Origin of the sequence: Rahnella ecdela (assembly GCF_019049625.1) — a bacterium.
GTDB classification, from domain to species: domain Bacteria; phylum Pseudomonadota; class Gammaproteobacteria; order Enterobacterales; family Enterobacteriaceae; genus Rahnella; species Rahnella ecdela.
This window is the reverse complement of sequence record NZ_JAFMOY010000129.1, coordinates 171,385-183,352: the sequence shown is the minus strand read 5'-3', so window position 1 is coordinate 183,352 and position 11,968 is coordinate 171,385. Positions and strand designations below refer to the sequence as shown.

The following is an 11,968-nucleotide window of genomic DNA, read 5'->3' as shown; positions in this document are numbered from 1 at the left end:
AGTAAAAGGGCGATACCTGAGTGTAGCCCTTTCACCGGTCTGCTGGCGAGTCCGCGCGGTGTTTATTGCCGCGCGATCCACGTTTTATCGTTCGGAAATTTTAAAGACGCTGACCAGCTGTGAGAGGTGACGCCCTTGTTCGCTGAGCGCCGCCGCGGTTTGCTGTGAATTTTCCACCAGTGTGGCGTTTTCCTGCGTCGCTTTCCCAATTTGCATAATGGCAATATTCACCTGTGAAATGCCGGAAGATTGTTCGTGTGATGCCACGTCGATATCGCTCATCAGCACTTTCACCTGGCGGATCCCCTGCAAAATGTCGCTCATATTCGCCTGCGTTTTTGCAGCGCTCTGGTGGCCGTCTTCCACTTTACTCAGGGAATCGGCGACCAGCGTTTCGATCTCTTTCACCGCATTAGAGCTACGCTGCGCCAGTGCCCGGACTTCCGAGGCGACAACCGCAAAGCCACGGCCATGTTCACCGGCTCTGGCGGCCTCTACAGCGGCGTTAAGCGCAAGAATATTGGTCTGGAAGGCGATGCCTTCGATAACGGTGGTGATATCCGCAATGCGCGTTGAGGCGTGCTTGATGGCCTCCATACTTTCAACCGAGTGTTTTACCGCATCGGCACCGACGGTAGCGGCTTTGTCGGTCTGCTGCACCAGTTGAGTCGCCTGCGTGGCGTTGTCTGCGGTGTTCTGCACGGTAGCGGTGATCTGCTCCATGCTGGCGGACGTTTCTTCCAGGCTACTGGCCTGCGTACCGATCTGCTGATTGATCTGCTCGCTGTCGTGCGCAAGTCCTTGTGTGTTAAGCATGATTTCCGACGAAACCTGCCGTACCTCGCCGACAATTTTCTCCAGTCCGTGACCGATGCCGTCGATGGCGTGCATCAGCGCACCAATTTCATCGATTCGTCGGGTTTGTGCCCGGGCACGTAAGTCGCCGCTGGCATATTGCTGTGCAATGCTTACTACGTCGCTGAGCGGGCGGCTGACCAGTTTGCGCGTCAGCCCGATAAACAGCGCGGCGAAACAGGCCAGCGCCAGCAGGCTAATCAGCAGGAAGTGATTACGCGTACTGTTGACCTGCTCCATCAGGCTGTCTTTATCGGTGCTGCCCACAACCACCCAGTGCCAGGCGGGAACATTTGCATACACCATAAATTGCTGATGATGACTGGCAATATCGGTGTATTCACGCTGGCCTTTAGGCTGCGCCATCACCTGTTGTAGTTCGCCGTCAGGCCAGGCCGGCGCTTTGCCTTCATCGGCGGAATGCACCAGATATTTGCCCAGATCTTTCCCCGGCGCGCTGTTAAGCACAAAGAAATAGCCTTTCTCGCCAATGCGTTTTGACAGGATCTTCTGGCGCATATCGCCATATTCTTGCGTGATATCCACACCCACGAACAAAATCCCAATCACGTTGCCCTGTGCGTCGCGCACTGGCTGATATTTGGTGATGTATTTTTTGCCGAACAAGGTCGCCAGCCCGCTGAAGGATTGTCCGGCCATGATTTGTGCATAAGCCGGGCTGGTATTGTCGAGCAGAGTACCGATGGCGCGGTTCCCATCCTGTTTTTTCAGGGAAGTCGTCACGCGGATAAAATCATCACCACGGCGGGCGAATACCGTAGAGATTGCGCCGGTGCGGGCCAGAAAATCATCGGGAATTTTGCTGTCGAGATTCAGCGGCGTACCGCCAGCTTTAATCACTGGTGCAGATTGTTCGCCGACCATCACCGGACTGGTCGTATCGAGTTCGAAATTCTCTGGCAGGAAATGGCTGAACAGGCGCGTATAGCTGTCCACTTCCGCATTCAGGCTGGCGTTGTACATTTCAATCATGTCCACCACGCCGGTGACCTGTTCAGAAATGGCATTGACCGCCAGCGCATTCACCTGTTTACCGGCGGAGTGAGTCAGTGACAAAGTGAAAATAATAAATAACGAACCGACCAGCAAAGAGGCAATGCTGGCCAGTTTTGCGCCAATGCTCCAGCTGCGAAATGAGCGTTTTGGTGACGTTTCCATGGATTTTTTCCGTTAGCTTCTGATAGCGCACTAACGGCGGAAAACGGGAAAGGATTAATGATCAAATGTAACCAGTTATTTCAGTAAAAATTGATCTGAATCAATGAAATAAACATGAATGTGTGAATTTTAATTAAGATCGGTCGTCTGAAAAAAGAGAACTGAGCATAACAGGTTATAAATTATACGAAAAAGGGAGTGGTCGCCCGTTCCCAGTCCCGTAGAATGTTCGCACACAGCGAGCCCATGATTTTTCTAAACGCGCAGGGGGAATACACGATGGTTGAGATGTATGAAGAAACCGTTGAAGGCATCCAGGTGATCCACGCAGTGCCCGCCGGACAGTATCAGCGACAGCTGCCGACGATTTTTTTCTATCATGGTTTTCTGTCATCCAAAGAAATTTATTCCTATTTCGGCTATACGCTGGCCAAAGCGGGTTTTCGCGTGATCCTGCCAGACGCATTAATGCACGGTGCCCGAGCAGAAAAAGACGATGCCAGAACAGTGGCGAATTTCTGGGGCATCTTACAAAACAACATTGACGAGCTGGCAATCCTGAAAGACGTATTTGTGGGGTGCGGTCTGGCGGACCCGCAGCGTTTAGGCGTCGGCGGTGTGTCGATGGGCGGGATGACCACTATGGCGGCGCTGGTGAAATTCCCGTGGGTGAAAGCGGCGGCGAACCTGATGGGATCCGGTTATTTCGCACGCTTATCGCACCATCTTTTCCCCGCTTTTAACGCAGGCAACATCGTGCAGCGGGACGTGTTTGAACGCGAGGCTGGGCCTTTGCTGAGTCTCGATATCGGCGGAAAAGCAGCGCTAATCGCCGATATTCCTTTGTTTGTCTGGCATGGCGAAGATGATGATGTTGTGCCATTTGCTGAAAGTCAGCGGCTGCGTGAGGAACTGGCAGACAGTGGCGCGGATGCCAATCTGACCTTTATTTCTGAAGCGGGTGCGAAGCATAAAGTCTCGGTTCATGCCTTGGCAGAAACCACCGCATTCTTCGCGACAAAGCTGTAGAGAAATTAATCTGCCTTTCTCCTTGAGTTTCCCACAGGCTGTACATATAATTGCGCGTCATTTTTTCGACCGCACACAAACACGTTCCTTGCTTCCATGGGCCGCGGTTGACCCTGACAGGAGGCTGAATAATCCGTAAGGAGCAATTCGATGCGTCATTACGAAATCGTTTTTATGGTTCACCCTGACCAAAGCGAACAGGTTCCGGGCATGATCGAGCGTTACAGTGCAGTAATCACTAACGCTGCTGGTCAGATTCACCGTCTGGAAGACTGGGGCCGCCGTCAACTGGCTTACCCGATCAACAAACTGCACAAAGCTCACTACGTTCTGCTGAACGTTGAAGCTCCGCAGGAAGCGATCGATGAGCTGGAAACTAACTTCCGCTTCAACGACGCCGTTATCCGTAGCATGGTTATGCGTACTAAACACGCGGTAACTGAAGCATCTCCAATGGTTAAAGCAAAAGACGAGCGTCGTGATCGCCGCGAAGACTTTGCTGAAGCTAACGATGATGCTGAAGCTGGGGATTCTGAAGAGTAATTGCCGTGACGGCGAATCGTCTGGTGTTGTCCGGCACAGTGTGCAAGACCCCCATTCGTAAAGTCAGTCCTTCGGGCATTCCACACTGCCAGTTTGTGCTAGAGCACAAATCATCGCAGCAGGAAGCCGGATTTAACCGACAAGCATGGTGCAGAATGCCCGTGGTTGTCAGTGGACAAGCGTCACAAGCATTAACTCACAGTTTAACGGTCGGCACGCAACTCACTGTTACCGGATTCATTAGCTGCCATCAAGGGCGCAATGGACTGAATAAAGTGGTGTTACATGCCGAGCAGATTGATTTGATAGATACTGGAGACTAGCCTAATGGCACGTTATTTCCGTCGTCGCAAGTTCTGCCGTTTCACCGCGGAAGGCGTTGTAGAGATTGATTACAAAGACATCGCTACACTGAAAAACTACATTACCGAAAGCGGTAAAATTGTCCCGAGCCGTATTACCGGTACTCGTGCAAAATACCAGCGTCAGCTCGCTCGTTGCATCAAGCGCGCTCGCTACCTTTCATTGTTGCCATACACTGATCGTCATCAGTAATCGGCCACTGTCTATTAACGACTTTGAGAGGATAAAGTAATGCAAGTTATTCTGCTTGATAAAGTAGCAAACCTGGGCAGCCTGGGTGATCAAGTTAACGTTAAAGCGGGCTACGCTCGTAACTTCCTGGTACCACAGGGCAAAGCTGTTCCTGCTACCAAGAAAAACGTTGAGTTCTTCGAAGCACGTCGTGCAGAACTGGAAGCCAAACTGGCTGACGTTCTGAACGCTGCTGAAGCTCGCGCAACTAAAATCAACGAACTGGGTTCAGTCACCATCGCGTCTAAATCAGGCGACGAAGGCAAACTGTTCGGCTCTATCGGTACTCGCGATATCGCTGATGCAGTAACTGCTGCTGGCGTTGAAGTTGCTAAAAGCGAAGTTCGTTTGCCGAATGGCGTTCTGCGTACCACTGGTGAACACGAAGTTGAGTTCCAGGTACACAGCGACGTATTCGCTAAACTGAACGTAGTTGTGGTTGCTGAAGCGTAATAGCGCTGAAGTTAACCTGTGAAACGCCGGCCATGTGCCGGCGTTTTGCTTTTCTGCGTTTGGGGAAAAAGCAGAAAGAGTGATCAGTTACTGCGCTGGAAACTGCCGTCCGGCTGACGGGTAAATGTCACGGTGACGTTTTGCTCAGTCGTCACCTGCAAAGCAGTGACCACACCCTGTGCGTCACGTTGGATCTTCACTTCCTGACCGGTTTTTAGCGTACTCAGTGGTTTATCCGCGCCCTCAACCCTTGCCATCGAAAACACATCATTGACCGCCATATTGTTATCGCGGAACAACTGCGCCAGTGTCTGACCGGATTGCACCTGATAGCTGCGCCATGCGCCGCTGTTGTCATTACTCTGCGGCTGAACAGGATCCGGCTGCGCCATCTGCGTGGTACGTCCCTGATCGTTACGCAAATCCGCCTGCATCGGAATGCTGGCAGGCTGTTGCGGTTGCGAAGGGGCATAAGTATTTTCAGGCGTATAAGGCCAAAGCAGCGCCAGAAGGATCACCAGTACCGCAAGAATAATGCCGCGACGGTGCGCATAAGGCAGTGGCGACATCCAGTGGAAATCGTCGCTCAGATGCCAGATTTTAGTGAGCAGCGTTTTGCCCCGGCTAGCCGCTGGCTTTTCAGTTTCAGCGGTGTCGCTGTCCTGAATTTCACTTTCACTTTCGCTCTGTGCTGTCGTGTCTCGCAATGGCCTTTTCATAATGGCAATCCAGGATCTCAACATGGGTTGGTAAATACGGATGGCTTTCCTTCTCCTGGGCGGGATTCTGCCCATGACGACCTCTCTTGTTAACTGACGCAATTTCTACTGGCTGTTGCTGCCTAGTATAGCTGTTTAACTGCTTGATGCGGAAAGGGACAAAGCACAAATATCACCCAAACGACAGGTTAAATGGCGTCAAATACGAAAAATTTCCTGAAAAGGGAAAGGAACTGCGCCTGCCGTCATGTTGCCTCACAGAGGATTTTACCCAAAAGCGTTGCGCTGCTATGCTGCGCTTTCGACATTTTTAAGAGCTAAGGAAATTTCATGACTACCCCTTCATTTGACAGCGTAGAAGCGCAGGCAAGTTACGGTATCGGCCTGCAGGTCGGTCAACAGTTGCAGGAATCAGGTTTGCAGGGCTTAGAGCCTGACGCGCTGCTGGCAGGCTTACGCGACGCGCTGGAAGGGAATACGCCAGCCGTTCCTGTTGATGTGGTTCACCGTGCACTGCGCGAAGTCCACGAACGTGCTGATGCTGTTCGTCGTGAACGTCAGGAAGCACTGGCTGTTCAGGGTCAGGAATTCCTGGCTGCAAATGCACAGCGCGAAGGCGTGAGCAGCACCGAGTCTGGTCTGCAATTCTCTGTTATCACTCAGGGCGAAGGTACCATTCCGGGTCGTCAGGATCGTGTACGCGTTCATTACACCGGTAAACTGATCGACGGCACCGTGTTCGACAGCTCCGTACAGCGTGGCGAGCCAGCTGAATTCCCTGTTAACGGTGTGATCGCAGGTTGGATCGAAGCACTGACTCTGATGCCGGTCGGTTCTAAGTGGGAGCTTTATATCCCTCATAACCTGGCTTATGGCGAACGTGGTGCGGGTGCTTCCATCCCTCCATACAGCGCGCTTATCTTCGAAGTTGAGCTGCTGGAAATTCTGTAATTCCTGACGGATAGCAGAAACAAGAAAGGGCGCATATGCGCCCTTTTTTACGTCTGGATCTCTGGTTATTTTTGCAAATCGACCTGATAAATTTCGAAACCGACAGCGTCCGGGCCTTTGGCCTTCATCGGATACTGAGCGTGGGTTTTGATAAAGTTTGCGACTTTATCGCCAGGCGACGTTTCAAAACGAATATCCAGAGGCTGCGAAGCTTTGATCGGGGCCAGCTTCCAGTTGTTATCCGCGGTCGGGGTAACCGCACCTGCTTTTTTGGTTTCAGCGCTGATATACGCCGCCACTACGGACCGGTTTTCATCCGGTGACGCGAAAGCAATATGCTTATCGCCAGTGCCCGCGAATTTCCCGCCGTAAGCCCGGTAGTTATTCGTAGCGACCAGGAATGTCGCTTTCAGATCAATCGGCTTACCGTTGTAGGTCAGGTTTTTAATGCGTTCAGCATTCTTATTAATCAGCGTACATTCACCGTCGAATTTCGCTGGCTGGCTGACATCAATCTGATAATTCACGCCGTCGATGACGTCGAAGTTATAGGTGCGGAAACCGTCCCAGTTAATCAGCGACTGCGGTTTGGTACTGTTCACATCAATCTGATTAAACTGCCCGGCGGAGCATTCAAGCCAGTCTTTCACTTCCTGCCCGGTGACTTTCATGACCACCAGCGTGTTCGGATACAGATATAAATCTGCCGCATTACGGAAGGTCAGTTCACCCTTTTCCACTTCCACAAAGCTGGCCGGATCGTTTTTACGCCCGCCGACTTTGAACGGCGCTGCCGCAGAAAGTACCGGCAAATCGGCTAAATCCGGATCACCCTGAATGAAATGCTCGGTATAGGCCTTTTGCGCGTTATTGACGATTTGCACCGTCGGGTCGTCCTGAACCAACGCCAGATAGCTGTACATGTTGTCGTTAGATTTGCCGATCGGCTTACTGACGAACTCGCGCGTGGCGTCATGTGACGGAGCCAGAACTTTAACTAAATCCTGATCTTCCGCCGCCAGCGATTTTTTCTGTTCTTTGTCGTAAATCGGGCGCGCCTCGGCTTTAGCTGTTTCTACTTTCCAGCTGCCGCCATCATTACTGAGCACCATATCGACGACGCCCAGATGGTCGCCCCACATGCCCGGCATCACAGCAGGAACGCCATTTAGCGTGCCTTGTTTGATATCCGCACCTTTGATGCTGGCGAATTCTTCACTCGGGAAAACGGCGTGCGCATGGCCGAACATAATCGCGTCGATGCCTTTTACCTGGCTCAGATAATAGACCGAGTTTTCTGCCATGGTTTTATACGGATCACCCGACAGGCCGGAGTGTGGAATGGCGACAATAATATCGGCACCCTGTTTGCGCATTTCCGGGATCCACTTTTTCGCGGTTTCGGTAATATCCGCGACTGTCACTTTGCCGTGCAAATTGGCTTTGTCCCAGACCATGATTTGCGGAGGTACGAAACCGATATAACCGATACGCAGATTATGGGTTTTTCCGTCACGGTCTTTGACAGCGTTATCGGTTATCAGGAACGGAGTGAACAACGGTTTTCCCGTTTTGTCGTCAATGACGTTGGCATTCACATAAGGGAATTTTGCCCCGGCCAGCGCTTTCTTCAGATAATCCAGACCGTAATTAAATTCGTGATTGCCCAGGTTACCGACCGCGTAATTCAGCGTGTTCATCGCCAGATACACCGGATGGACGTCGCCCTGTTTCAGGCCTTTTGCCGCCATGTAATCGCCCAGCGGGCTGCCCTGAATAATGTCGCCGTTATCGACTAATACGGAGTTGGTGACTTCGTTACGCGCCGCGTGGATCAGGCTGGCGGTACGCACCAGTCCAAACTTATCGGTCGGTTTATCTTTGTAGTAATCGAAGTCCCTCATGTTGCTGTGAAGATCCGTGGTTTCCATGATGCGCAGATCCACCTGTGACGCCTGAACGGATGCCGCCGTCAGTGTCGCCAGCAGGGATAACGTCAGATGACGCTTTTTCATTGCCTTGCCTCCAGAGAAAGGGATGATACCCGGAAAAGAAAAACCGGATATGTATCTCAAAATTTGCTGAGAATGTAATCAGTTGTCATAAATAAATGTGAGATGTAACAACTTTATGACGTCGTCACATTACGGGATGGCTATTCGGAGCAAAAAAAACTAGGCTTGAGAAATGAGAATCAAAGCATTGGGGTAAAAGATGTTAGAGCAAATTTGTCAGTTAGCGCGTGAAGCGGGCGATGCAATCATGGCCGTATACGACGGCGAACAGCCACTGGATGCGCGTCATAAACAGGATGATTCGCCGGTGACTGCCGCCGATATCGCGGCACATAACGTGATTAAAGAGGGGCTTCAAAAGCTGGATCCGCAAACGCCGATGCTGTCAGAAGAAGATCCGCAAAGCTGGAGCGAACGTCAGAACTGGACGCGCTACTGGCTGGTCGATCCCCTGGATGGCACCAAAGAATTCCTCAAGCGTAACGGCGAATTCACGGTGAATATCGCACTGATTGAAGACGGTATTCCGGTGCTGGGTGTGGTGTACGTGCCGGTGACCAAAGTCATGTACAGCGCAGCAGAAGGTAAAGCCTGGAAGGAAGAGCAGGGCGCGCGTCAGCAGATTGAAGTGAAAGAAGCACATCCACCGCTGGTGGTGGTAAGCCGTTCGCATTTCAGTAATGACCCTGAATTGCAGGATTATCTGGCACAGCTGGGCGAGCATCAGACGGTGGCAATCGGTTCGTCGTTGAAATTCTGTCTGGTCGCGGAAGGCGCTGCACAGTTGTATCCGCGCTTCGGACCCACCAATATTTGGGATACCGGTGCAGGCCATGCGGTTGCGCTGGCTGCCGGTGCGCAAGTGCATGACTGGCAAGGTCAGACACTGACGTACACGCCGCGCGAATCCTTCCTGAATCCGGGCTTCCGGGTTTCTCTGTTCTGATGTCATACCCCGGTTTTTCGACCGGGGTTTTCACGGTTTACTCTTTGACCAGCCTATCTACCAGCGTAATCACCTGCTGAATTTCCTCCTGGGACAACTGGCCGTCTTTGGCGAATTTAATCACCCCATTTTTATCCAGAACCACCACCGCTGAACTTTCCGGTTGCAGCTCCCATGCCTTTTTCACCGCGCCGTTGCTGTCGACAATCACCTGCGACCACGGGAATTCACGTTTGCCACTTTCAATGCTTCTGCGCACAAACATGCCGGTGCCGATTATGGCATCGTCGGTATTGACGATAGTGGTGGTTTGATAGCGGTCATGCGGCAGATTGGCGGCCCGGATAGCGGTGATCAGCGGTTCGTTCAGGGCTTTGGCACTGCTTCTGCCCGCCATATGCTGGACGATGCGGACTTTTCCCGGAAGTTTAGCGCTGTTCCATTTGCTGTAACTGAAGCTGTCATTAACGTCATTCAGCTCGCCTTTGTCGTTTACACCGACCGGAGCCAGCCGCTGACCGACGGTAAAATTATGGGCGGAAGCAAAAAGCGAAAATGTCATAAAACTGATCACAAACAGACTTCTTAAAAGCATAGATTCTCCGGGGCACAAAAGAACGGTTCAGCCAATCATAGGATCGCTTAAGTGGTCTGTCCTGTTGTAATGTTAAATTTGTGTTGCTGGTTACATAATTGCCACATAAAGCAGGGTTATACTGCATCAGAACGTCAGGACTTAAGACAATACTGAAAAGCAATGTAAAAGCAGTTAAATCCACTGGCAATACCTGACTGCCCTGCTATGTTATAGGTCTCTTCACTGCAATACACTTTTCTGTACCGGTATCTGTCGCCTTGCGACGTGGCCGTTACATGCAGTGATTTAACGGAGAACAATAGAAAAATGAGAATCTTCCAGCGTTACAATCCGATGAAAGTCGCAAAGTACGTTAAGACACTGTTTCGTGGACGTTTGTATATCAAGGACGTCGGCGCATTCGAATTCGACCAAGGCAAGATCCTGTTGCCAAAGGTACGTGATAAGCGCCACTTTAGCGTGATGTCTGAAGTTAACCGTCAGGTAACGCATTTGCAGACAGAAATGGGTTAAAGCCCCGCGCGTCGTCGCTGCCCCTTTTGCAGCATGCGCAAAAAAAACGGCCCCCGATGGGGCCGTTAGTGTTTTCAGAATCTGGGATTTTTTAATGAAGAGCTGTTTGCCAGGGAGCCGTTTACTGAGCCTGAGCCTTCTGCTCATCTTTAATTTCCTGCGGCGTCTTAGGCAGCAGCGGGGTAGCAGGCTGATCGATAATACGCGTGACCAGCAGCTGATCAATCTTGTAGCTGTCGATATCCACCACTTCAAACTTGTATCCTGAGAATTTCACGAAGTCCGTACGTTTCGGAATTTTACGTAGCATAAACATCATGAAGCCGCCGATGGTTTCATAGTTGCCGGACTGCGGAAATTCTTCGATATGTAACACGCGCATCACGTCTTCGATTGGCGTACCGCCTTCAATCAGCCATGAATGCTCATCACGGGCCACGATCTGTTCTTCCATGCCCTGACCGACCAGGTCGCCCATCAGCGTCGTCATCACGTCATTGAGCGTGATAATACCGACCACCAGCGCATATTCGTTGAGGATAACCGCAAAGTCTTCACCCGCGGCTTTGAAGCTTTCCAGCGCTTCGGAGAGCGTCAGCGTATCAGGCACAATCAGTGCATTACGGATTTGCACGCCGCTGCTCAGCATCAAGCTTTGATTGCCCAGCACGCGGTTCAGTAAGTCTTTGGAATCGACATATCCGACGACCTGATCAATATGACCGTCGCAGACCAGGAATTTCGAATGCGGGTGGGTGGCGATTTTCTCTTTGATGCTTTCTTCGCTTTCGCGCAGATCAAAGTAAATCACGCTTTCACGGGAAGTCATGGAAGAGGGAACGGTACGCGATTCGAGTTCGAATACGTTCTCGATGAGTTCATGTTCCTGCTTACGCAGTACACCTGCCAGTGCGCCGGCTTCAAACACGGCGTAAATATCGTCGGACGTAATATCGTCATTACGTACCATCGGCAGTTTGAACAGACGGAAAATCATGTTTGCCATTCCGTTGAAGAACCACACCATCGGGCGGCAAATCATCAGGCAGAAACGCATCGGGTTGACTATACGGACGGCAACCGTCTCAGGTGAAATCATACCGATGCGCTTCGGTGTGAGGTCAGCAAACAGGATGAACAGGCTTGTGACCAGAACGAAGGAACAGATAAAGCTGACTTGATCCGCCAGTTCAGGGGACATGAAGCGAATAAAGAAGGTCTGGAACGCATGCGAGAATGCGGCATCACCGACGATACCCCCGAGGATGGCGACGGCATTCAGGCCAATCTGCACCACGGTAAAGAACAGGCCAGGCGTTTCCTGTAATTTCATTACGCGGGAGGCATTGACGTTTCCTTCGTCTGCCAACTGTTTAAGCTTTATTTTGCGGGAAGCGGCCAGCGATATCTCAGACAGCGAGAAAAAGGCACTGATCGCGATAAGTAAAAGAATCAGTAAGATACTGTTTAACATAATCTATCCGTTTAACACCGGGCTGAACCGGCAGGGAAAGGCACTCATTATTTTTGTTGCTTAAATGAACATCATTTTATTAGAACGACTAAAAATCTG

13 protein-coding genes are annotated in these 11,968 nt (G+C 51.3%); 8 read left to right on the top strand and 5 right to left on the bottom strand.

Annotated features, from left to right (window positions below; genetic code table 11):
• Positions 1 to 84 precede the first annotated feature (84 nt).
• Positions 85 to 2,034 carry a methyl-accepting chemotaxis protein gene (locus J1784_RS16670; protein ID WP_217150160.1) on the bottom strand — a complete coding sequence of 650 codons (1,950 nt, stop codon included), beginning with the start codon at positions 2,032 to 2,034 and terminating at the stop codon, positions 85 to 87.
• Between the two features lie 279 nt (positions 2,035 to 2,313).
• Here J1784_RS16670 and yjfP point away from each other — a divergent pair, with 279 nt between their 5' ends.
• The 5 genes from yjfP (at position 2,314) to rplI (ending at position 4,653) form a co-directional block, all read left to right on the top strand.
• Positions 2,314 to 3,063, top strand: a complete 750-nt coding sequence (gene yjfP / locus J1784_RS16665; protein WP_217150159.1) for an esterase — start codon at positions 2,314 to 2,316, stop codon at positions 3,061 to 3,063.
• A 150-nt stretch (positions 3,064 to 3,213) separates the two neighbouring features.
• Positions 3,214 to 3,606, top strand: a complete 393-nt coding sequence (rpsF, locus tag J1784_RS16660) for a 30S ribosomal protein S6 (protein WP_013573776.1) — start codon at positions 3,214 to 3,216, stop codon at positions 3,604 to 3,606.
• A gap of 5 nt (positions 3,607 to 3,611) precedes the next feature.
• Positions 3,612 to 3,929: a primosomal replication protein N gene (gene priB, locus J1784_RS16655; RefSeq protein WP_095923688.1), complete on the top strand. Its 318-nt coding sequence runs from the start codon at positions 3,612 to 3,614 to the stop codon at positions 3,927 to 3,929.
• 4 nt (positions 3,930 to 3,933) lie between these two features.
• Complete coding sequence (gene rpsR, locus J1784_RS16650) at positions 3,934 to 4,161, top strand: 30S ribosomal protein S18 (protein WP_002210155.1); 228 nt, start codon at positions 3,934 to 3,936, stop codon at positions 4,159 to 4,161.
• 39 nt (positions 4,162 to 4,200) lie between these two features.
• Entirely contained in the window at positions 4,201 to 4,653 is a 453-nt protein-coding gene (gene rplI / locus J1784_RS16645; RefSeq protein ID WP_013573778.1) for a 50S ribosomal protein L9, read from the top strand.
• Positions 4,654 to 4,736: 83 nt separating this feature from the next.
• On the opposite strand, the gene J1784_RS16640 is transcribed toward rplI, so the two are convergent.
• Positions 4,737 to 5,447, bottom strand: a complete 711-nt coding sequence (locus tag J1784_RS16640) for a LysM-like peptidoglycan-binding domain-containing protein (RefSeq protein WP_217150158.1) — start codon at positions 5,445 to 5,447, stop codon at positions 4,737 to 4,739.
• 255 nt (positions 5,448 to 5,702) lie between these two features.
• Between J1784_RS16640 and fklB the strand changes: the two genes are divergently transcribed.
• Complete coding sequence (fklB, locus tag J1784_RS16635) at positions 5,703 to 6,323, top strand: BamJ family beta-barrel-assembly machinery protein (protein WP_037034256.1); 621 nt, start codon at positions 5,703 to 5,705, stop codon at positions 6,321 to 6,323.
• Positions 6,324 to 6,388: 65 nt separating this feature from the next.
• Here fklB and J1784_RS16630 read toward each other — a convergent pair whose 3' ends face one another.
• A complete protein-coding gene (locus J1784_RS16630) occupies positions 6,389 to 8,338 on the bottom strand; it encodes a bifunctional 2',3'-cyclic-nucleotide 2'-phosphodiesterase/3'-nucleotidase (protein ID WP_217150157.1) in 1,950 nt (649 codons plus the stop codon).
• Positions 8,339 to 8,537: 199 nt separating this feature from the next.
• Here J1784_RS16630 and cysQ point away from each other — a divergent pair, with 199 nt between their 5' ends.
• On the top strand, positions 8,538 to 9,284 hold the full coding sequence (gene cysQ, locus J1784_RS16625) for a 3'(2'),5'-bisphosphate nucleotidase CysQ (RefSeq protein ID WP_217150156.1): 747 nt from the start codon (positions 8,538 to 8,540) through the stop codon (positions 9,282 to 9,284).
• 37 nt (positions 9,285 to 9,321) lie between these two features.
• Here the strand turns inward: cysQ and J1784_RS16620 are convergent, their stop codons facing one another.
• Positions 9,322 to 9,879: a YtfJ family protein gene (locus J1784_RS16620; RefSeq protein WP_217150155.1), complete on the bottom strand. Its 558-nt coding sequence runs from the start codon at positions 9,877 to 9,879 to the stop codon at positions 9,322 to 9,324.
• Positions 9,880 to 10,188: 309 nt separating this feature from the next.
• Here J1784_RS16620 and J1784_RS16615 point away from each other — a divergent pair, with 309 nt between their 5' ends.
• A complete protein-coding gene (locus J1784_RS16615) occupies positions 10,189 to 10,395 on the top strand; it encodes a DUF1107 domain-containing protein (RefSeq protein ID WP_056782464.1) in 207 nt (68 codons plus the stop codon).
• 121 nt (positions 10,396 to 10,516) lie between these two features.
• Here J1784_RS16615 and paeA read toward each other — a convergent pair whose 3' ends face one another.
• Complete coding sequence (gene paeA, locus J1784_RS16610) at positions 10,517 to 11,869, bottom strand: polyamine export protein PaeA (RefSeq protein WP_217150154.1); 1,353 nt, start codon at positions 11,867 to 11,869, stop codon at positions 10,517 to 10,519.
• Positions 11,870 to 11,968: the final 99 nt, after the last annotated feature.